The 20,079-nt window shown below is 66.4% G+C and carries 18 protein-coding genes; 13 read left to right on the top strand and 5 right to left on the bottom strand.

The features are described 5' to 3' along the window. The 10 genes from QTI68_RS36595 to QTI68_RS36550 all read left to right on the top strand — a co-directional run bounded on the left by QTI68_RS36595 (nucleotide 1) and on the right by QTI68_RS36550 (nucleotide 15,107). Entirely contained in the window at nucleotides 1-477 is a 477-nt protein-coding gene (locus tag QTI68_RS36595; RefSeq protein ID WP_286529133.1) for a GNAT family N-acetyltransferase, read from the top strand. 10 nt (nucleotides 478-487) lie between these two features. Next, on the top strand, nucleotides 488-1,006 hold the full coding sequence (locus QTI68_RS36590; RefSeq protein WP_286529132.1) for a virion core protein, T7 gp14 family: 519 nt from the start codon (nucleotides 488-490) through the stop codon (nucleotides 1,004-1,006). 4 nt (nucleotides 1,007-1,010) lie between these two features. Then, entirely contained in the window at nucleotides 1,011-3,266 is a 2,256-nt protein-coding gene (locus QTI68_RS36585; protein ID WP_286529131.1) for a transglycosylase SLT domain-containing protein, read from the top strand. Continuing rightward, the gene (locus QTI68_RS36580) at nucleotides 3,266-9,667 is read left to right on the top strand and encodes an LPD22 domain-containing protein (RefSeq protein WP_286529130.1); all 6,402 of its coding nucleotides are present in this window, start codon (nucleotides 3,266-3,268) and stop codon (nucleotides 9,665-9,667) included. The genes QTI68_RS36585 and QTI68_RS36580 overlap by 1 nt, the downstream gene beginning before the upstream one ends. Then, a complete protein-coding gene (locus tag QTI68_RS36575) occupies nucleotides 9,664-11,880 on the top strand; it encodes a glycosyl hydrolase family 28-related protein (RefSeq protein ID WP_286529129.1) in 2,217 nt (738 codons plus the stop codon). The genes QTI68_RS36580 and QTI68_RS36575 overlap by 4 nt, the downstream gene beginning before the upstream one ends. Before the next feature lie 85 nt (nucleotides 11,881-11,965). Then, nucleotides 11,966-12,277, top strand: coding sequence for a hypothetical protein (locus tag QTI68_RS36570; RefSeq protein WP_286529127.1), 312 nt, complete (start codon nucleotides 11,966-11,968; stop codon nucleotides 12,275-12,277). A gap of 49 nt (nucleotides 12,278-12,326) precedes the next feature. Continuing rightward, nucleotides 12,327-12,914 carry a hypothetical protein gene (locus tag QTI68_RS36565; protein WP_286529126.1) on the top strand — a complete coding sequence of 196 codons (588 nt, stop codon included), beginning with the start codon at nucleotides 12,327-12,329 and terminating at the stop codon, nucleotides 12,912-12,914. Continuing rightward, the gene (locus QTI68_RS36560) at nucleotides 12,874-13,359 is read left to right on the top strand and encodes a glycoside hydrolase family 108 protein (RefSeq protein ID WP_286529125.1); all 486 of its coding nucleotides are present in this window, start codon (nucleotides 12,874-12,876) and stop codon (nucleotides 13,357-13,359) included. The genes QTI68_RS36565 and QTI68_RS36560 overlap by 41 nt, the downstream gene beginning before the upstream one ends. 2 nt (nucleotides 13,360-13,361) lie before the next feature. Next, nucleotides 13,362-13,916, top strand: coding sequence for a hypothetical protein (locus QTI68_RS36555; protein WP_286529124.1), 555 nt, complete (start codon nucleotides 13,362-13,364; stop codon nucleotides 13,914-13,916). A 57-nt stretch (nucleotides 13,917-13,973) separates the two neighbouring features. Continuing rightward, nucleotides 13,974-15,107 carry an acyltransferase family protein gene (locus QTI68_RS36550; protein WP_286529123.1) on the top strand — a complete coding sequence of 378 codons (1,134 nt, stop codon included), beginning with the start codon at nucleotides 13,974-13,976 and terminating at the stop codon, nucleotides 15,105-15,107. Nucleotides 15,108-15,109: 2 nt separating this feature from the next. Here the strand turns inward: QTI68_RS36550 and QTI68_RS36545 are convergent, their stop codons facing one another. Both QTI68_RS36545 and QTI68_RS36540 read right to left on the bottom strand, forming a co-directional pair. After that, nucleotides 15,110-15,427 (bottom strand): hypothetical protein, encoded by a 318-nt coding sequence (locus QTI68_RS36545; protein ID WP_286529122.1) that lies wholly within the window; start codon nucleotides 15,425-15,427, stop codon nucleotides 15,110-15,112. A 10-nt stretch (nucleotides 15,428-15,437) separates the two neighbouring features. Then, on the bottom strand, nucleotides 15,438-15,665 hold the full coding sequence (locus QTI68_RS36540) for a hypothetical protein (protein WP_286529121.1): 228 nt from the start codon (nucleotides 15,663-15,665) through the stop codon (nucleotides 15,438-15,440). A 45-nt stretch (nucleotides 15,666-15,710) separates the two neighbouring features. Here QTI68_RS36540 and QTI68_RS36535 point away from each other — a divergent pair, with 45 nt between their 5' ends. Together QTI68_RS36535 and QTI68_RS36530 are read left to right on the top strand one after the other, a co-directional pair. After that, entirely contained in the window at nucleotides 15,711-16,379 is a 669-nt protein-coding gene (locus QTI68_RS36535; RefSeq protein WP_286529120.1) for an SOS response-associated peptidase, read from the top strand. A 294-nt stretch (nucleotides 16,380-16,673) separates the two neighbouring features. After that, a complete protein-coding gene (locus tag QTI68_RS36530; protein WP_286529119.1) occupies nucleotides 16,674-17,315 on the top strand; it encodes a glutathione S-transferase family protein in 642 nt (213 codons plus the stop codon). A gap of 35 nt (nucleotides 17,316-17,350) precedes the next feature. On the opposite strand, the gene QTI68_RS36525 is transcribed toward QTI68_RS36530, so the two are convergent. Beyond that, a complete protein-coding gene (locus QTI68_RS36525; protein WP_286529118.1) occupies nucleotides 17,351-18,298 on the bottom strand; it encodes a hypothetical protein in 948 nt (315 codons plus the stop codon). A gap of 232 nt (nucleotides 18,299-18,530) precedes the next feature. Between QTI68_RS36525 and QTI68_RS36520 the strand changes: the two genes are divergently transcribed. Further along, on the top strand, nucleotides 18,531-18,878 hold the full coding sequence (locus tag QTI68_RS36520) for a hypothetical protein (RefSeq protein ID WP_286529117.1): 348 nt from the start codon (nucleotides 18,531-18,533) through the stop codon (nucleotides 18,876-18,878). 7 nt (nucleotides 18,879-18,885) lie between these two features. Here the strand turns inward: QTI68_RS36520 and QTI68_RS36515 are convergent, their stop codons facing one another. Together QTI68_RS36515 and QTI68_RS36510 are read right to left on the bottom strand one after the other, a co-directional pair. Then, nucleotides 18,886-19,731 carry a PA4780 family RIO1-like protein kinase gene (locus QTI68_RS36515; RefSeq protein WP_286529116.1) on the bottom strand — a complete coding sequence of 282 codons (846 nt, stop codon included), beginning with the start codon at nucleotides 19,729-19,731 and terminating at the stop codon, nucleotides 18,886-18,888. Next, complete coding sequence (locus tag QTI68_RS36510; protein ID WP_286529115.1) at nucleotides 19,728-20,072, bottom strand: hypothetical protein; 345 nt, start codon at nucleotides 20,070-20,072, stop codon at nucleotides 19,728-19,730. Before QTI68_RS36510 ends, QTI68_RS36515 begins: the two co-directional genes overlap by 4 nt. Nucleotides 20,073-20,079: the final 7 nt, after the last annotated feature.

The following is a 20,079-nucleotide window of genomic DNA, read 5'->3' as shown; positions in this document are numbered from 1 at the left end:
ATGGCCAGCGTCCGCCGCGCCACCGAAGCCGACCTCGACGCGATGATCGCGATGGGCCAGGCACTGCACGACGAGAGCCCGCGCTACGCCGGCATGGCCTTCAGTCCGGACAAGCTGCGCCGGCTCTGGGCCCAGCTCCAGGGAACGCTCCTGGCCGAAAGCGACCGCGGCTGCGTCTTCGTCGCGGAGGAGGGCGGCGAGGTCGTCGGCATGACGGTGGGCATCGCCGCCGAGCGCTGGTTCTCCGAGGAGCGTTACCTCACCGACCTCACGCTCTATGTCCAGCCCGCGCACCGCGGCGGCACCGCCTTCCGCCGCCTGGTCGGCGTCCTCGAGCGCTGGGCCGCCGAGCAGGGCCTCGATCAGCTGGCGCTCGGCGTCAGCACCGAAATCCACCCCGAGCGCACGGTCCGTGCCTACGAGCGCCTGGGCTACCGATTGGCCGGCTACACGATGGTGAAACAAAATGGGAATTGAAGCAGGTAGCTTGAGCGGTGGTCAGATGTTCTCGGCCTTCGGCGCGGGCATGTCGGCCACCAGCGCCTACAGCCAGGCCAAAAGCCAGCAGGCCGCGCTGCAGGCGCAGGCCCAGGTCGCAGACAACAACGCGACGATCGCCACGTGGCAGGGCGAGGATGCCGTCACGCGCGGCGAGTGGGCCGCCGGCCAGGCGATGCAAAAGGGCGCGCAGGTGAAGTCGAGCCAGCGCGCCGCCATGGCCGCCAACGGTGTCGACCTCTCGGTCGGTTCCGCGCAGGAAGTGCTGAACAGCACCGACTACATCACGGCCACCGACGCCGCAACGCTGGAGAACAACGCCCTGCGCGAGGCCTGGGGCTACCGCATGCAGGCGCGCCAGTACACCGACTCGGCGAAGGCGGCGCGCGGCGGCGCCAGCCAGATCAGCCCCTGGCTCTCGGCCGGAAGCTCACTGCTGACCAGTGCCACGAACGTGGCGAGCCGCTGGTATCAGGGCAATGCCGTCACGCGCGGCGCGGGAGGCTGACCAGATGGCAACCGTTCCCCGCCTCACCGGTCCGAGCGTCGCGTCCACCGCGGCGCCCGACTTCCGCCAGCAGAGCACCGTCAGCGCCGACCTCCTGAGCATCCGCGACAAGCAGCTCGGCCAGGCCGGCGACGCCATGGTCAGCGCCGGCGCAAGCTACGACATCGTCCAGCGCCAGCTCGTCGACCGCGCCAACGCCCTGCGCGTCGACGACGCCCTGAACCAGGCCACCGAGCGCGCGCTGCGCCTGCAGCATGACCCGAAGGACGGCTACACCGCCCTCAAAGGCTACGACGCGCTCAACCGCCCGGATGGCCTGCCGCTCGCCGAGGAATACACCGGCAAGCTGGACACCGAGTTTTCGAACATCGCTGCGGGCCTCGGAAACGATCGCCAGCGCGAGATGTTCAACCAGCGCGCCAACAACATCCGCACGCAGTTCCTCGGCAATGCGCTGCAGCACACCGGCCAGCAGGCCCAGGTCTATGACTTGAGCGTGCGCGAGGCCGGCGTGGCCACGGCCAGCAACGCCCTGGTGCTGAACTTCAGCGACCCGATCAACGTGAAGCAGCAGGTCGAGAAGATCCGCGGCTCGATCATGGGCGCGCAGGATCCGCAGACCGACGCCTTCATCCCGGGCTCGGCCCAGATGGCCGGCAAGTCCGCAGCATGGGCGCAGGAGAAGGCGGACGAGGCGGTGAGCGGCGCCCACCTCGGCGCGATCTCGGCCGCCATGGAGGCCGGCAACGTGAACGGCGCGATGGCCTACCGGAAGAAGTACGCCGACCAGATCACGGCCAGCGACATGCTGAAGATCGACGGCACGCTCACTAAGAACTACGACACGATGGTCGGCGCCAAGGTGGGCAGCACGGTCATGCAGTCGGCGCAGGCCGCGATCAACCCCAACGACTTCGACCGCTTCACGAACGTGATCATGGGCGCCGAATCGCGCGGCCGGGATTTCGCCGCCGATGGCTCGGTCCTGACCAGCCCGAAGGGCGCCAAGGGCCGGATGCAGGTGATGGACGCCACGAACGGTGACCCCGGTTTCGGTGTGCGGCCGGCGGCCAACGACAGCCTCGAGGAGCGGGCGCGCGTCGGGCGCGACTACCTGGCCGCCATGGTGAAGCGCTACGACGGCAACATCGCCAAGGCCTCGGCAGCCTACAACGCCGGCCCGGGCGCCGTGGACGATGCCGTCAAGGCCGCCGAGAAGAACGCTGGCAAGGGCGAGCAGGTCCCGCCCGACGCCTGGCTGGCCAGCATGCCGGCCGAGACCCGCGCCTATGTCGCGTCGGTGAGCAAGAAGATGGCCGACCCGGCCGCCAGCGCGCCGCAGCGGCCCACGCTCGAGCAGCTGCAGCAGGCCGCGCGCGCCCAGCTCGGGCCCAACGCTTCGCCTCTGGCGGTGAAGTCGGCGGTCGACACGATCGGCCAGCAGTTCGACGCCCAGACCAAGGCCATCGAGCAGCGCAAGACCGAGACGGTGACCGCCGCCATGCAGGCCCTGGACCAGAACGGCGGCCGCTACAGCGACCTGCCGCCTTCGATGCGCAGCAAGCTCACCCAGCTGGCGCCCGACAAGGTCGACGAGGTCATGAACTACGGCCAGCGCATCGCGAAGGGCGACGACATCACCGACGATCGTCTTTACCTGCGGCTGTCGAACAACCCGCAGCAGCTCAAGGCGATGTCGGATGCCCAGTTCTACCAGCTGAAGGGCGGCCTCTCGAAGGAGGATTTCAAGCACTTCAGCAACATCCGCGGCGACCTGCTGAGCGGCAAGAGCGGGAACACGGCGGGCGACCTGAACGAGCAGGCGGTGAACCGCGTGTTCAACCAGCGGCTGCAGACCTTGGGCCTGCCAACGAATCCGGACAAGCGCGACACCGACGCCGAGCAGCGTATCGGCGCCATGCGCTCCTACGTGGACAAGCGGGTGATGGCGGCGCAGCAGGCCGCCGGTCGGAAGCTGACCGACGCCGAGACCTCGAAGGTGATCGACGAGACCTTCTCGCAGAACGTCCAGTTCCGCAACACCTTCCTCGGCTTCGAGACCGGCGGCACCACCGGCCAGCCGCTCATGTCGACCAAGGTGAACGACATCCCGAGCGCGACGGTCGACAAGATCAAGAAGGCGTTCGCCGCCAACGGCGTGAGCAAGCCGACCGACGGCCAGATCCTGGGCGTCTATTTCGAAGGCATGGGCCAGCGTGGCAAACAGGCGCCGCGCGGCGGTGCCACTGGAGCGTTTTGATGGCGGATGAATTCGACGCGGATGCCGCGCTGCAGAGCTACCTGGCGCGCCCGACCCCGGAAACGACGCTGCGCGCGTCGCTTACCGATGCGGTGACCAAGAACCCCGACCAGGCCGCCGGCTGGCGCCAGACCGCCGCGAAGATCGGCGTGCCGATCGACAGCGCGCAAGCGCTGCCCGACTGGTCGAAGCAGCAGAAGGCCATGGCCGACATCAACACCGGCGCGCTGGCCGAGATCAGCCCGGTGACCACCAGCTTCCTGAGCGATCCCACCAACGCCGCGATCGCGCACGACGACACGGCGAACATGGGCATGATCGAGACGCTGGCGAACAGTTTCCGCCGCGGCGTGCCCGGCCTACAGCAGGTGGTCGGCGCCACGGCGCTGCGCTCCAACGTCGCCCAGCTCGAGCAGTTCGACGCAGTCGCCGCGCGCATCGACGCCGGCGAGAAGCCCACCAGCATCCGCGCCGCCGACGATCCCCTGGGCGTGGCCTTCATGACGCCCGAGCAGCGTGCGCGCTACCGTGCCTCCATCACCACGCCGCTCGGCGGCAACATCGCCACGATCGTCCAGACCCAGAAGGAAAAGCAGGCGACCCCCGCGCCCGACGTGGTGGGCCAGGTCATGAAGGCGGAGACCTTCGGGCAGGCGTTCAGCGCCTTCATGCAGGCGCCGGTGCAGTTCATCGCCAGCATCGGGCCGGAGAGCCTGGTGACCAATGCGCCGGGGATCGTCGGCGCGATCCCTGCCGGCATTGCCGCCGGGCCGGCCGGCGCCGCCTCGGTGATGGGCGCCGGCTCCTTCGCCACGGACTACGGCTCCAGCATCGTCGAGGCGCTAACGAAGGCCGGCGTCGACGTGAGCGACACCGCCGCGCTGCAGGCCGCCGTGCAGGACAAGGCCCTGATGCAGAGCGTCGCCACGCAGGCCATGGCGCACGCCTCGGTCGTCGGCACGATGGACGCCGTCAGCGGCGGCGTCGCCTCGAAGCTGGCGCTGCCAAAGAGCATTGCCACGAAGCTGGCCGCGAAACCGGTGGCGCGCGAGCTGGCGGGCGTCGCCGCTCAGGTGCCGGTCCAGGGTGCGCTCGGCGCCGCGGGCGAGGCGGGCGGGGAGATCGCCGCCGGCCAGCCGCTGGACCCCGGGAACATCCTGGCCGAGTTCGTGGGCGAGGCCTTCACCGCGCCGGCCGAGGTCGCCAGCATCGCGACTGGCAAGATCCGCGAGCGCTTGGCCGAGGGCCGGGCAGCCGAGGCGAACGCGGCGCGCGTCGAGGAACTGACCAAGCTGGTCGAGGCCAGCAAGCTGCGCGCCCGTGACCCGGAGACCTTCAAGGCCTTCATCGACCAGGTCGCCGAGGGCGGCCCGGCGCCGACCGAGCTCTACATCGACGCCGAGACCCTGGCGAACACCCTGAACCAGTCCGGCGTGACCATGGCCGAACTGCAGGCGCTGGCGCCCAGCGTCGCCGAGCAGATGAAGCCCGAGAACTTCGTGCCCGGCGCCGACCTGCGCATTCCGGTGTCCGAGTTGCTGGCCGCGCCGAGCGAGATCTCCGCCACGCTGGTCGACCACCTGCGCGCCGGGCCCGACGCCATGAGCCGGGCCGAGGCCGGCGAGTACCTGGCGAAGCAGGGCGACGCCATCCGCACCGAGGTGGAGGCCGAGCTTTCGAAGAAGGTGAACCGCGCCGAGTTCCAGGCCCAGGTCGACCAGATCCGCGACCAGTTCCAGACCCAGCTCGACGCCGTCGGCAAGTTCCGGCCCGAGGTGAACAAGGCCTATGCCACGCTGCTGGGCAATTTCTACGCCGTGCAGGCGTCGCGCGCAGGCCTCACCGTCGGCGAATTCATGCAGAAGTACCAGCTTGGCGTGGCCGGAAAGGACGCGCTTCCGGGCCGTCAGCGGTACGATCAGGCAACTGGAGATGGAAATGGACGACCTGAACGACCTGCTGGATCCGGCCTACGAGGCGACGAAGACCTACTCCCAACTGTTGGCGGAGGGCGTCCAGCACCAGGGTGGGCTGGCGCAACTCGCGCAAGCCGAGACGGGAAGCCCGTCGTCGTCCACCGTGGCGCCGCAGTCCCTCTCGGCCCCGAACACTTCGATGTAGGCAACCTCGGCGCCGCCAGCGGCAATCCGTCGTCTGGCCTCGGCGTCTGGTTCACGCCCAGCAAGGGCGAAGCATCGCGCTACGGCGCGACCGAGTCCTTTCACCTCGACCTGCGCAACCCGAAGGTCGTCAAGATCGAAGACCTGCCGGGCTTCGACAGCGTGGCAGAGGCCCACGCCTGGCGCGAGAAGCAGCGAGAAGCCGGCCATGACGGCCTCATCATCACCGCCAAGCACCTGGGCGGCCCGGTGCACATGGTGGCTTTCGACCCGCAGCAGGTCATCCAGCCCGCCAGCCGCGGCACCCTGAACCAGCCCGCCCGCGGCGCGCTCAACTTCGGCGAGGACATCACCGGCTCGCCCAGCGTGATCCAGCTGCTGGAGGGCGCCGATCTCTCGACCTTCATCCACGAGTCGGGCCACTTCTTCCTCGAGGTGCAGGCCGACCTGGCCGCGCGCATCCAGGGCAAGATCGCCGACGGCGACACCGTCACGCCGGCCGAGCAGCAGATCGTCGACGACATGAACACGCTCCTGGCGTCGTTCGGCATCACCGGTACGCCCGACCAGTCGCCGCTCACCACGTGGCAGTCGATGAGCCTGGAGGAAAAGCGCGAGCACCACGAGACCTTCGCCCGCAGCTTCGAGCACTACGCCATGGAGGGCAAGGCGCCCAGCCAGGCGCTGGCCGACGTGTTCCAGCGGTTCCGCTCCTGGCTGATCTCTGTCTACCGCACGCTGTCGGGCCTGAACGTGAAGTTGTCCGACGACGTGCGCGCCGTGATGGACCGGATGCTGGCGAGCGACGTGGCGATCCAGCAGGCGCAGGACGCCCGCAACATGGGCCCGCTCTTCGAGAGCGCCGAGCAGGCCGGCATGACCCCCGAGGAATACGCCGCCTACCAGCAGCTCGGGCAGACCGCCACCGACACCGCCGACGCGGAGCTCGACGCCCGCCTGATGAAGGACATGAAGTGGCTGAGCGGCGCCAAGGCCCGCGCGCTCAAGGCCCGCCAGAAGGAGGTCGCCGCGATTCGTGCCGAGGTGCGCAATGAGGTCAGCCGCGAGGTGATGGCCCAGCCTGTCTATCAGGCGTGGCAGTTCCTGACCGGCAAGTCCGAGCAGATCGCGCCGGGCACGCGCACCGCCGAGAGCATCGACACCGTGCAGGAATCCGGCAAGCTGCGCACCTCGCTGGTGGCCGCGCTCGACGAGTTCAGCGCCCAGACGCTCAAGGAGCGCCGCATGCTCAGCGAGAAGAACGGCATGCACCCGGACATCGTCGCGGAACTGTTCGGCTACGAGTCGGGCGGCGACCTGATTGCCGCGCTGGCCGCAGCTGAGTCCCCAAACCGGGTGATCGACGGCCTGACCGACCAGCGCATGCTCGAGCAGCACGGCGACATCACCAGCCGCGCCGCGCTGGAGCGCGCCGCCGACGAGGCCATCCACAACGAGGTGCGTGCCCGGGTGATCGCCACCGAGCTGAAGGCCCTGACCAAGGCCACTACGGTGCGCGAATCCGGCGACAGCCTCTACGCCGCCGGCACGGTCGACGTCATGGCGCGCGCCGCGCGCGAGTACGCCGCCGCGGTGATCGGCCGCGTGAAGCTGAAGGACCTGCGGCCCAAACAGTACTCCGCGGCGGAGGCCAGGAGTGCGAAGCTGGCCCAGCAGTCCCTCGGCGACGTGCAGGAAGCGGCGATGCACAAGCGCAACCAGCTGGTGAACAACTACGCCACGAAGGCCGCCTACGACGCCCAGGCCGAGGTGGTCGCCGCGAACGACCTTTTCAAGAAGATCATCGGCCGCTCGATCGCGAAGATCTCGGAGACCCGGGACGCCGGCACCGTGCAGGCGGCGCGCGCCATCCTGGCGGAATACGGCATCGGCACGAAGGGCGAGCCAGCGCAGCGCTACCTGGAGACCATGGCCCAGGACGATCCGGGCATGCATGCGGTGCTGGCCGAAAAGGTGGCCGCCCTCAGGGCCAACGCCAAGCCCGTGGGCGAGATGACGGTCGAGGAGTTCCGAGGCCTCACGGAAGAGATCCAGGGCCTCTGGCACATGGCGCGCCGCGCGCGGCAGGTCGAGGTCGACGGGCAGATGCTGGAGATCGAGAAGGTCAAGGGCGACATCGTGGGGCGCCTGCACGAGATCGGCGTCCCCGACCGGGTGCCAGGGGAGGGCCAGGCGGTGACCGACAGCGAGCGCCGCCTGGCCCGCATGCAGACTCTGCGCGCCGCGCTGCGCCGCGTCGAGGCCTGGGTGGGCGTCAAGGACGGCGCCAACGCCATGGGCCCGTTCCGGAAGTTCATCTGGCAGCCGGTGAAGGAGGCCGCCGACCGCTACCGCGCCGACAAGGGCGTCTACATCAAGCGGTTCAAGGAACTGCTCGACAAGGTCGACCTGGGCCAGGCGCGCATCGCCGCGCCGGAGCTGGGCTACACCTTCGGCCACTCGCGCGGCGGCAGCGGCAAGCAGGAGATCCTTCACGCCATCCTGCACACCGGCAACGAGAGCAACAAGCGCAAGCTGTTGCTTGGCCGCGGCTGGGCCACCGAGAACGAGGTGACCGGCGAACTCGACACCAGCCGGTGGGATGCCTTCGTGAAGCGGATGATCGACACCGGCGTGCTGACGAAGGCCGATTTCGATTTCGCCCAGGGCGTCTGGAACCTCCTCGAGGACACCAAGGCGCTGGCGCAGAAGGCGCACCGCGACGTCTTCGGCCGCTACTTCGACGAGGTGAGCGCGGACAGCTTCACCAACCAGTTCGGCACCTATGCCGGCGGCTACGTGCCGGCGATGACTGACACCGAGGTGGTCAAGGACGCCGCCACCCGGTCGCTGCAGGAGGACGAGAACCAGACCCTGGCCTACGCCTTCCCGTCGACCGCGAAGGGCTTCACGAAGAAGCGGGTCGAATACAACAAGCCGCTGCTGCTCGACCTGCGGGCGCTCTCCAGCCACATCGACAAGGTGCTCCTGTTCTCGCACATGGAGCAGCCGATCCGCGACGTGCGCAAGATCCTGGCCAGCCGCGACGTGTCGGAGCCGCTGCACCGCATCGATCCGGCCGCCTTCGACGCGCTGCTCACGCCGTGGCTGAACCGCGCCGCGCGGCAGACGGTCGAAACCAAGGTGCCGGGCGACAACGGCCTGATGCGCTTCTTCTCGAAGGCGCGCCAGCGCGCGGGCCTCGCCGCCATGCTCGCCAACGTGTCGAACACCGTGCAGCAGGTGTCGGGCTTCAGCCTGGCCGCGCTCAAGGTCAAGCCGAAATACCTGCTCGACTCGCTCGCCCAGTACCTGATCGCGCCCCGGCAGACCGCCAAGACGGTGTCCGAAGCCTCGACCTACATGGCGAACCGCATGGACAGCGAGGTGGCGCAGATGACGGACGCGATCGACCAGATCCTGCTGAACCCCAACGTCTACGAGAAGGCCCAGAACTGGACCGCCAAGCACGCCTACTTCATGCAGTCGGCGGTCGACAACGTGATGGGACCGATCATCTGGACCGGTGCCTACAACCAGGCGCTGGAGGAGGGGCACAACGAGAAGGACGCCGTGCGCCTGGCCGACTCCGCGGTGCGCGAAACCCAGGGCTCGACGCTGGCCGAGGACGTCAGCCGCATCGAGACCGGCAATGCCTTCGTGCGCATGTTCACCCAGTTCGCCGGCTACTTCAACATGCAGGCCAATCTGCTGGGCACCGAGTTCGCGAAGACCTACCACGAGCTCGGCATGCGCAAGGGTGCCGGCCGCGGCCTCTACCTTTTCGTCTTCGGCTTTCTGGTGCCGAACATGGTGGCCGAGCTGATCGCCCAGGCCTTCAAGGGTGGCCCGGACGACGAGGACAAGGACGGCAGCACGATCGACGACTGGCTGTCCGCGGTGGTCCTCATGGGCAACGTCCGGGCGGGCCTTGCCATGGTTCCCGGCGTGGGGCAGGCGGCGAACGCCTTGATCAACACCTTCAACAAGAAGCCCTACGACGACCGAATCAGCACCTCCCCAGCGATCAGCATGATCGAGAGCGCCGTGCAGGCGCCGCACTCGGTCTACCAGGCCATCGCCGGCCAGGGCAGCGCGCGCAAGGCAGTGCGTGATCTCGCCACGCTGATCAGCATGACCACGGGCCTTCCGGCCTCCGCCATCGCGCGGCCATTGGGGTACATGACAGGCGTCTCGGAAAACAGAATCGCGCCCACCGGTCCTGTGGACACCGCGCGCGGGCTGGTTACAGGAACACCAAGCCCGGACTCCAAACGATGACCGTAGCCGCCACTACCCGCCGAGCAGGACCATTCGCGGGTAATGGCGTCACCACCTCGTTTCCGTTTGCCTTCAAGGTGTTCTCGAAGTCGGACGTGCAGGTGGTGCGCACCGACACGAGCGGCAATGCGGCCACGCTGGTGCTCAACTCGGACTACAGCTGCGCGCTGAACCCGGACCAGGACGCCTCGCCGGGCGGCACCGTCACGTATCCGCTCAGTGGCCCTCCGCTTCCGACGGGGTGGACGATCGCCATGATCGGCTCGCTGCCCTACGACCAGACGACCGACATCACGAACGCCGGTCGCTTCCTGCCGCAGACGATCGAGAACACCTTCGACCGGATCGTGATTCAGGTGCAGCAGCTGGCGGAAATCGCAAGCCGCACGCTGCAGGCCGCCGTCGGCAACGTGGTCAGCCTGATCTTCCCGGCGCCGAGCTCCGGCAAGTTCCTGCGCTGGCGAACCGACTTGCTGGGCCTGGAGAATGCGGACGCCGGCACGACCAGCATGGTGCTGCAGGGCCTGCTGTTGGACAGCGCCGACAACACGCATGGCGCCGGCATGGTCGGCTACAACCCGGCCCTGGTCTACCCGGCCAACACGATGGGCACGGCGCTGGTGGGCTTCGGCGTCACAAACGACGCGACCAAGGGTGCGGCGCTCGTGGGCTACAAGCCGCCATTCACGGCGTCCGTCGGGCGAACCCTTCAGAGCCGCGCAGCCGACCAGACTTCGGTGAAGGACTTCGGCGCCAAGGGCGACGGCATCGCCGACGACGAGGCCGCGAAGAACCTGGCCGAGGCTTCGGGCAACACGATCTATTTCCCGGACGGCATCTATCACCTCGCGACGGTGCCGAACCTCGCAATCTCGTGGGGATCGGGCAAGTGCTACATCGGCGGGCTGCGCGTTTACCTGCGGCCGACCCCCGAGCCGGCAAGCACCATCTTCGCTGACATCATGGATGTGCCTGTCAGCAGCGCGACGGACGGCGCGCCTGCGCTGCAGCGCGCTGTCGACTATGCGCAACTCATGGGTCGCACACTGACGCTGCCACGCTTCGCGACCATCCGCCTGAACAGCCAGGTCGTGATCAAGCAGGGCATCCCATTCAACGGCGGCCCGCTCTACGAGCTCAAGGTTTTCGGCAACCATGCCGCGATCCAGGCGAACTTCGCGGGCCACGCCATCACCGTGCAGCCGCAATGCCTGACGACGGACAAGAACACCGGCCGCGGGCAGGGCATCGTCGAGTTCCACGACATGACCTTCAGCGGCTCCTACGCGGCGGGCGCGAAGGGCATCAAGTGGGGGCGCGACGGCTATTTCGGCTATGACCTGCGCCACTCGCGGATCACGAATTGCACGTTCTCGGGCGCTGCCCAGGGGGACTTCGTCGACATCCGCGGCTTCGGCAACATCATTTTCGAGAACGTGTCTTCGGAGGTCGGCTGCGGCTGGGCCGTTGGTAGCTACCAGAACGGCGACTTCACTGGCGACCTGGTCTTCGAAGCTTGCCAGTGGCAGGGCACCGCGTCGATCGGCACGATCACCATGTCGGCCCTCGCGGCCAGCGGCCTGGCCGAGCTGCGCGGCCTCAAGTTCCACCAGTGCAACATCTACGACGGCGTGATGGCGGCCACCGCCGGCGCCAACGGCGCGATCGGGGATGTCTGGTTCACCGACTGCGGCCTGTCCTTCGAGGGCACGCCGGCCGGTGTCGAGCGCAAGTGCGCGACCTACTCGGTGGCGGCCACTGGCAAGCTCTACAACATCGTCTACCGCGGCAACTATTTCGCCGGCTGGCCAGGTACGGTGCTCAGCTTCCAGGGCAATGTCGGGTCGACGATGTTCGGCATCGTCATTGACGGCAACACCTTCGGCTTCAATCCAGTCAACGCGCTGTCCTCGCCGTCGACCGTGGTGTTGTTCAACGGCTTCAACAGCCCGGTCGTCTCCGGCAACCAGTTCCATGGCAACTCCGCCACGGCGCTCCTCTATTTCCTGAACTCGCGCGGCTTCACCGTCAACGGCAACCGCAACCGCGATGGCAACCAAACCTACATGGTCACCATCGGCGGCACCAGCGAGAACTACGTCACGACGAACAACGCGGCCTATCTGCCCGGCGGCGGCGCAGCGGTGGTCAATGACTTCTCCTCCGCATCGGTCAAGGTCAATACGAACAACCTGCTGATCACGACGCAGTGAGCCAGCCGACGACTGGCGCGATTCGCGCCGCGCACCACGACGCCGCGACCGATGGCTGGAAGGTGCTTCCCCTGGAGATCAGACCGTGAACATCGATACCGACACCGGAGACCTGCGGGAGCACCCGCCGCACCCACGGCGCGCGCCGCCGCTCCCTTCGCCTCGCAAGATCATCGACATGCATCTGCCCTTGACCTGGCTGCTGAGTTCCATCGGCGCCTTCGCGCTGCTGCTGGGCGGCATGTATTTCCAGATCGGACAACTCAGCAAGGACCTGTCTGAGCTGAAGTCGGCGGTGACCGCCGCCAACGCCCAGAACGTGGGCGTGATCGGTGACGTCGCCATTCTCAAGTACCGGGTTGACCAAGTCGAAAAGAGGCTCCATGAAGTTCGATGAAGCATTCGAGAAGAGGGAAGGCAAATGAAATCACTCGTACGATATGTGAATGCGTCAACCAACAGAAGCCATTCAAATAAGCGAGTCGCAGATCGCAGAGGCCCTGGCCGCCGCTCTGACTGCACGCACGCGGGCGGCCTCCGACATCTTCATTCCCCCGACCAACGCTCGCGGCTATGTCTGCTCGTCGCCCGAATGCACGCGGCCTGCCTACGCCAAGGGGCTCTGCAATGCGCACTACATGCGCTTGCGCAAGGGATCTTCGATGGATGCACCTGTGCGAGCGCGCAAGCGTGGCGATCTTTGCGAGGAGTGCGGGAAAGAGACTGGAGCGAAGGGCGGATGGGGGCTCTGCCAGTTGCACTATCGGCGGGCTCGCTATCTGACTTTGAAGGACGCGGCGGTCGAAATCTTCGGCGGCTCGTGTGCAGCTTGCGGAGGGCGGTATCACCGGGCTGTGTTCGACTTCCATCATCAAGGGGACAAGGAAGGCGCGCCCAGCGAGCTTCTTCAAAATCGGTCACCGGCCTCGATCGCAAGGGAGCTTGCGAAGTGCACGATGCTGTGCGCCAACTGCCATCGGTTGGAGCACAGCAATGACATACGACGAGGCCTTTCAGAAGCTGATCGGGAATGAAGGTGGGTATGTAGCGGACCCTCGAGACCCGGGCGGCGAGACGAAGTACGGCGTGAGCAAGCGCAGCTATCCCGGCGAGGACATCAAGAACCTCACGCTCGAGCGCGCCAAGGCGCTCTATGCGCGCGACTTCTGGGGCCCGGCCGGCTGCGACGCGCTGCCAGACCTTCTCAAGTTCGAGATGTTCGACCTGGCCGTCAACACCAGCGCGCCCGGCAAGCCCGCCACCGCCATCAAGCTGCTGCAGCAGGCGGTGGGCTCGTTCGCCGATGGATCGCTCGGCCCGAACACGCTGCAGGCCGCGCAGTCGATGGACCCGGCCAAGGCCCTGCGCCGGCTCCAGGCCCTGCGCTTGCGCTACTACACGGCGATCCCTCCCAAGACCCGTGACGTCTACCTGCCAGGCTGGGTGAACCGCGTGGCCGACAACATGCTGGAGGCTTGACCATGGCTGACTTCGACTGGAAAGACACCCTGCGCAGCGTGGCGCCCGGCATCGCCGCAGCCTTCGGCGGCCCGCTGGCCGGCGCCGCGGTGAAGATCCTGGGCGACAAGCTGCTGGGCAGCCCGAATGCTACCGAGGAGGAGGTGGGCATGGCCCTGGCGACCGGCACGCTCACCGGCGACCAGATCCGCGCGCTGCGCGAAGCCGAGATGACCTTCGAGCTGGAGATGGCCCGGGTCGACGCCAGCCGCGAGCAGGCCTACATCGGCGACACCCAGAACGCCCGGCAGCAGACCGTCGACCTGGCCAAGTCGGATTCGCCGATCGCCTGGGGCTCGTCGGTGGTGTCGACGCTGATCGTCCTGGGCTACTTTTTCTGCATCTACCGGCTGTTCATCGTGCAGGTCGACATGCCGCCAAACGTGTTCCAGCTGCTGAACGTGATGTTCGGGGCCCTGTCGCTCGCCTTCGGCCAGGTGTGTAACTACTGGCTGGGCTCGTCGGCCGGCTCGAAGCGGGCCAGCGACAGCATCCGCAAGATCGCCGAGCAGAAGTGAGGCGACCAGGGGCATCTGGTAAGGTCCCGGGTCCCCATCATCGGTAGACCCCAGGAAATGAAAGCCGTAGAAGCCCCTCAGCACAAGACAATTCAGTTTGTCGAATTCCTGAGAGCCATGGCCTGCTTGCTGGTGGTGTACTGCCACGTTTTCGGGCGGCCACCCATAGTGCTGCATCAGTCGTGGGCACCGGGCAAAGCGCTGGCAGACTACTTCTTGGATCCGCTTGGCATCATCCAGAACTTCGGCTTCCTGGGCGTAACCGTGTTCTTCCTGATAAGCGGCTTCATCGTCACCCATACCGGGCTGACCGAAAGCCGGTTCAGCTTCTTCGTGAAGCGCGTGTTCCGCATCTACCCCGCCCTTGTCGTGACGGTGGTCCTCACCATCCTGTTGGCCAAGCACGCCGTTTCTCTCGGCATGCAAGACCCCGCCATAGGGATTGGCTACACGAGCGCTGCGCTGGCGGCGTTGGGTTTTGAGGCCGGATTTGCTAAGTCAGCGGTGATTCAGGTGGGCTGGACCATCACCATTGAATTGTTCTTCTACCTCATCATGGTAGCCCTGCTGCCGCTGCTGAAGCGGTCGCCCGTCAGATGCATGGCGACCATCCTGGTGATGTGCGCGTTGGGAGCAGCCGCGAGCGTGCTGCCCTTTGTCCACAAGACGATTTCCCACATGTTCGCCTACATACCAATTTTCATCATTGGCATGTCGGTCTACTTTTACTGGGCTCGTCGAATCCAGGCGACGACGGCGATCGCCTTCGGCGCCGCATCCTTCGGCACCTTCATTTTCTGCATGGCCGTTGTCCACCCCGACCAACTCGCACCGTCAACATTGTTCGGCGCCCAGGTGGTCTACGCCGTCGCGATATTCCTGGCCGCCATCTGGTTCTACGGCGTGCAGCCTGTGAGCAATGGCCCGATCATCAAATTCTTCGCCGATGTCAGCTATTCGCTCTACCTGGTCCACCTTCCGATCAGCGTCTTTTTGGCCTACCGCCTCTTTCCGTTCATCGGATTGACTGGCTCCATGGTCGCGGGACTTGTGGCCTCCGTCGCGCTCTCTTATGCCATGTTCCGATGGATCGAGAAGCCCGCGCAGAAGGTGGGGCGCAAGCTGCTTGACATCTCTGCTCGGCACCGCGGCCACGATCGCGTCGTCGACGGACTTCAGCCTCGGCCGTAGGCTCAACCCTTGACGTTGAGCCGGGCCAGCGCGTCCAGGCGGCGCAGCGCCTGTCGGGCTGCCGCCAGCTCGGGCGTCTTGCCGGCCTGGGCTTCGAGGGCGTCCAGTGCTTTCGCCACCAGGGCGACGTCGTCGGGCTTTGCCTGAGTGCGCTTCACGGGGCCGGGCATGTCTTCCTCGGAGATCACCTCGACGTCGGGCGCCGCGTGCTGTTCACCGGCGCCCGGTGTGGTGTACCCGCTCTCGGACGATTTCGTCAGCAGGGTGCCGCGCCGGAAGAACCGGAATCTGGCGCCGACGGTCAGCTCGCTGAACTGCATGGCGGCCATCCTAGCCGAGCTTTTTCGGCAGTGGCCTCGGGTTTGCCGTCATCTGCTTGGCCGCGAAATCCTCCGGCGTCTCCGGGCACATGTGGACCTCTTTGCTGGCCAGGATGGGGGTGGCGGCCGGATACCTCTTCGCCGCTTCCTCGATCGACATCTTCCAGCGCGAGGGGTACGGCTTCTTGCTCCAGGGGCTCGGCGGCAGCATGAAGGTGTAGAACTCGACGGCTTTCATACTGGATAAGCATACAGCTTTCCAGAAGCGCGTCAGAATGCGCCGATGTGCAACAGATACGAGACCGCCGAGGTGTGGGAAGTCGAGCGCTTCTGGCACATTGGCCGCCACAACCAATTGCCCTGGCCGCGCCAGGTGTTCCCGCGGGCGCCGGGCCCGTTCATCCGCCGCGCGCGTGACGCCAGCGGCTACGAGCGCGAGCTCGTGGTCGGGCAGTGGGGCCTGATCCCCTGGTTCGCCAAGACCGCCAAGCTGACCTTCAGCACGAACAACGCCCGGTCCGAGGAGCTGGCGGCCAAGGCCACCTTCAAGGACCCCTGGAAGCGCGGCCAGCGCTGCATCATCCCGGCGGCCAGCTTCGACGAGCCGAACTGGGAGAGTGGGAAAAACCAGTGGTGGCAGTTCCGGCGCGCCGACGGCGATCCATGGGGGCTTGCGGGCCTGTGGAGCACCTGGACCGACAAGGACACCGGCGAGGTGCACGAGAGCTACACCATGCTCACCTTGAACGCCGACCACCACCCGCTGATGAGTCGGATGCACAAGCCAGATCCGAAGCTGCCGCCCGACCAACAGGACAAGCGCTCGGTGATCGCGATCGAGAAGGGCGACGTCGACCAGTGGCTGGCGGGCACCATGGACGAGGCAAGACAGCTGATGCGCCTGACGCCGGTCGAGGTGTTCGACGCCCGGCCGATCGCGGCGCCGGGCTAGGCCCGATCTTCGGAAAAAGTGTTCCGCAAAGATATTCGAGGCCGCGCTGGCATTGGCTTCCGACCGGGTCTTCGCGGAGACTTTGCGGAATAGAATTTCAGCTAAGTGCTTGATTCCATTAAAAAGCTCGGTGGCCTTTTAATCCGTTGGTCACAAGTTCGAATCTTGTACGTCCTACCAATACTTGCAAGAAGAGTCCGCTATCAATTCGATAGCGGACTTTTTCTTTTTTGGGGCCAAGTAGCCCCCAAAACGCATCTGCCATGATCGAGCACCAAGTTTCAAGGAAGCACCGTGCTGACCGTCCACCATCTCGGTAAATCGCAATCAGAGCGTATCGTGTGGCTTTGCGAGGAGCTCGGCCTGACGTACGAGCTGAAGCACTATGTGCGGGATCCGGTCACCGCGTTGGCCCCACCAGAACTCGTCGCACTGCACTCGCTCGGCACCGCGCCCGTGCTCAGCGACGGGGATGTCCTGCTTGCCGAGTCGGGCGCCATCGTCGAATACATCATCGCGAAATACGGCCATGGCCGGCTTGCGCTCGGCCCGGACCATCCGGACTACGTCGACTACATCTTCTGGTGGCACTACGCCAACGGGAACTTCCAGCCGAACATGGGGCGCAACATGCTCCTGCGGAGACTGCACCTGCCGCCTGACAATCCTATCGCTGCCCGCCTGACCGGCCGGCTCGCGGGGGCGTTCGCGCTGATCGAGAAGCGCCTCGGCGACGTACCGTTCCTGGCCGGCGAGAACTTCACCGCCGCCGACATCATGACGTTCTTCTCGCTGACGACGATGCGGTACTTCATGCCCTTCGACCTCACGCCTTATCCGAGCATCCTGGCTTACCTGCAGCGCATTGCAGGGCGAGACGCCTACCAGCGCGCCATGCGCAAGGGCGACCCGGGCATGCCACTCTTGCTGACCTGAAGACTCGAAGACTCGCCCGGGTCGGGGTGCTTCCATCAACCGAAGAGGCGGGGCGGCTGTTCGCACGCATTCATCGGCCGCGGCATGTCCACCGTGGCCACGCGCACCAGAGTGGCTGCAAATTCCAGCGAGGGGAGGTCCGCGATGCGGAACACTGTCAGTGGCGTGAGTGATTCGGCGTGCGCAGAAGCAAGTGCGGGCAGGCCGCACGACCGATCGAGCGGCGCCGGCTTCGTCCCCACGCGGATATGCCGGTCCGCCCTCAGAAGCACGCTGCAAAAGCGCTGGACCTGCCGCTCGAATGCCTCCGGGAGCAAGCCCAGGCCGCGCAGATCATGGTCGCTTTCATCGACCAGCGCTTCCAGACCGCGCCGTTCGGCGCCGTCCTGTGGTGCGCTGCCGACGACTGTACCCATGCCGATGCCCAGGCGCTTCAGGATCGCCACGCGCTTGCTGAACAGCGCAAGCTCGCATTCGAGCATGTCGCGCCGATCGGCCTCCTGCGCGATCATTCCGAGTGCCTCGAGGGCCAGCTGATCGACGAGGCAGTCGACGATCTCCTTGTGCAGCGCCGTTCTGTCGGACTGACAGGCGCGCAGATGGGGGGCGCTTTCCGCCATCTCCATGGCCAGCACTGCGTAGGCATGATCCGGAGGACGCGATGCCTGGAAGATCAGGCTCAGCTCGCGGGTGTTCGCCAACGTGGCGGCCACTTGATCGGCTGAGTCGAAAAAGGCGCGCAGACAGGAATCGCTCGCCCAGCTTTGCGCGTTCAGGACGCGCGGCAAGGGAAGCTGCGAAACCACCTTGTTCAGGAAACCTGCAGACGATGCCAGCGCCGCTCGCAGATGCTCCTCGTGCCCGTGCGCCCGCTGCAGGCAAGGATTGATGCGAAGCACGCGGGCGACCAGTCGATGCAGTTCGTCGTCGCGGCACTCGCTCCTGGCGCTGGTCTCGGGGAGGACTCGGCTGAGGATCTGCATGTCGGGCTTTCAAACGTAGAAGATCTCTGCACGCTTTCGGCTGAGTCGATCATCCGTCCGGCTCCCTTCGGAGCGCTTGATGCACATCAACGAGCGCGCAACATCAATGGGCGCAAGCCTTGCGGCGGAGGCGTACAAGGCCTGGCATCCTTGATATCCGTCAAACGCGCCCGGCCTCCCGCCCGCCACCATGCATGCATGCTCGTAGGTCCTATGAGCGAGGAGCGCGAGGATGACGAAACCGCCAGTTGCCGATTCAGTGCCTGCGGCACCCGAGGTCGCATTGGAGTCGACGAAGCACTTCACCAGGAGCCAGACAAGGATCGTGAAGGACAGCTTCAAGATGTCGAGGCTCGACTTCGATTTGATTGGCAGCCTCAAGGAACGTGCAGCGGGGTTCGGCCGCCCCGCGAAGCAGGGAGAGCTTCTGAGAGCCGGTCTCCATTCGCTTCAGAAGCTCAGCGATGGCGACCTGCGCCGGGCGCTGGATGCGTTGGCGCCATTGAAAGCTCGACGTCCGGACAAGGCCGGCGCGACGCCGCGTCGGGTTGTGAACCCGGGCGTGCGGACTTCCGCCTGAACGGCATTCAGCGCGCTGCCATGCGCACGAGCCGGGCCGCCTCTTCGGCGCGCGCGTCGTCGACCTCGCGCAGTACGCCGCCCAGATCCACCGGCCCGCTCGGGCGCACGAAGTTGCCTGTCAGCGCCGAGCCGGTGTGCAGATCGCCACGTTCGTAGAGGTTCCATATCTCCTCGCCATAGCGGGTGGAAAGCAACTCGGGCGCCACCTGACCGAAGAAGTCCGCGAGGTTCGCAACGTCGCGCAGCAGCATCCGCCGCGCGTGATTGTTGCCCGCGGCATCGACCGCCTGCGGCAAGTCGATGATCACAGGGCCGTCGGCGGCCAGCAACACATTGAATTCCGAGAGGTCGCCATGCACCACGCCCGCACACAGCATGCGGACCACTTCCGCCAGCAGCGTCGCGTGGTGCAGCCGCGCGTCCTCGGGCGAGAACACCACGTCGTTCAGGCGCGGTGCGGCATCGCCCTGCGCGTCCGCGACCAATTCCATCAACAGCACGCCGTCGCAGAAGTTGTAGGGCTCCGGTACGCGGACGCCGGCGGCTGCCAGCCTGTAGAGGGCGTCGACCTCGGCGCTTTGCCACGCGGCCTCGGTGGCCTGCCGTCCGAATTTCGTGCCCTTGGCCATCGCGCGCTGCAGTCGCGTGTTCTTGACCTTGCGATTCTCGGTGTAGTCGACGGCCTGGCGAAAGCTGCGCTGGGTCGCTTCCTTGTAGATCTTGGCGCAGCGCGTGTCGTCGCCGCAGCGCACCACGTAGACCGTCGCTTCCTTGCCGCTCATGAGCTGGCGAACCACGCTGTCGATCAGTCCTTCGTCGATGAGCGCCTGTAGTCGAGGGGGTGCTTTCATGGCGCATTCTGCCTGTCCGGCGCTTCGCTTCGCGTCAAGGAGGCCGACGCCTGTTTCGGTGGCAAGGGCGCCGAGGGCTTGTCCAAGTCGAGCCGGGACACCCAGGATGCAACGGCATAGATGCGAAGCAGGCAGGCCGAGTACGCCGCCCATGCCGCGCGGTGCCCGCATTCCAGTGCATCGAGGGCCGCGACCTCCTTCTCGCTCGGGGCCGGGCACCCGGTGCACAGGTGGTCGCCGGCCTGTTCGATCAGGCGCTCCCGCTCGGCGGCTGCTCTGGCCCTGCACTCGAGCCACGCCGCCCAGAGGCGGGCGAGCTCAGCCCGGTCATTCGAGTCCACGGCGCAT

Origin of the sequence: Variovorax sp. J31P207, from assembly GCF_030316965.1 — a bacterium.
Lineage (GTDB): Bacteria > Pseudomonadota > Gammaproteobacteria > Burkholderiales > Burkholderiaceae_C > Variovorax > Variovorax ginsengisoli_B.
This window is presented reverse-complemented; position numbering and strand designations above follow the sequence as displayed.

What these genes read in the sequence shown, in the direction of transcription:
- QTI68_RS36560 (WP_286529125.1), top strand. Translation starts at nt 12,874, where the DNA reads ATGACATACGACGAGGCCTTTCAGAAGCTGATCGGGAATGAAGGTGGG.
- QTI68_RS36580 (WP_286529130.1), top strand. Translation starts at nt 3,266, where the DNA reads ATGGCGGATGAATTCGACGCGGATGCCGCGCTGCAGAGCTACCTGGCG.
- QTI68_RS36540 (WP_286529121.1), bottom strand. Translation starts at nt 15,665, where the DNA reads ATGAAAGCCGTCGAGTTCTACACCTTCATGCTGCCGCCGAGCCCCTGG.
- QTI68_RS36535 (WP_286529120.1), top strand. Translation starts at nt 15,711, where the DNA reads ATGTGCAACAGATACGAGACCGCCGAGGTGTGGGAAGTCGAGCGCTTC.
- QTI68_RS36525 (WP_286529118.1), bottom strand. Translation starts at nt 18,298, where the DNA reads ATGCAGATCCTCAGCCGAGTCCTCCCCGAGACCAGCGCCAGGAGCGAG.
- QTI68_RS36550 (WP_286529123.1), top strand. Translation starts at nt 13,974, where the DNA reads ATGAAAGCCGTAGAAGCCCCTCAGCACAAGACAATTCAGTTTGTCGAA.
- QTI68_RS36575 (WP_286529129.1), top strand. Translation starts at nt 9,664, where the DNA reads ATGACCGTAGCCGCCACTACCCGCCGAGCAGGACCATTCGCGGGTAAT.
- QTI68_RS36585 (WP_286529131.1), top strand. Translation starts at nt 1,011, where the DNA reads ATGGCAACCGTTCCCCGCCTCACCGGTCCGAGCGTCGCGTCCACCGCG.
- QTI68_RS36555 (WP_286529124.1), top strand. Translation starts at nt 13,362, where the DNA reads ATGGCTGACTTCGACTGGAAAGACACCCTGCGCAGCGTGGCGCCCGGC.
- QTI68_RS36595 (WP_286529133.1), top strand. Translation starts at nt 1, where the DNA reads ATGGCCAGCGTCCGCCGCGCCACCGAAGCCGACCTCGACGCGATGATC.
- QTI68_RS36515 (WP_286529116.1), bottom strand. Translation starts at nt 19,731, where the DNA reads ATGAAAGCACCCCCTCGACTACAGGCGCTCATCGACGAAGGACTGATC.
- QTI68_RS36565 (WP_286529126.1), top strand. Translation starts at nt 12,327, where the DNA reads ATGCGTCAACCAACAGAAGCCATTCAAATAAGCGAGTCGCAGATCGCA.
- QTI68_RS36545 (WP_286529122.1), bottom strand. Translation starts at nt 15,427, where the DNA reads ATGCAGTTCAGCGAGCTGACCGTCGGCGCCAGATTCCGGTTCTTCCGG.
- QTI68_RS36520 (WP_286529117.1), top strand. Translation starts at nt 18,531, where the DNA reads ATGACGAAACCGCCAGTTGCCGATTCAGTGCCTGCGGCACCCGAGGTC.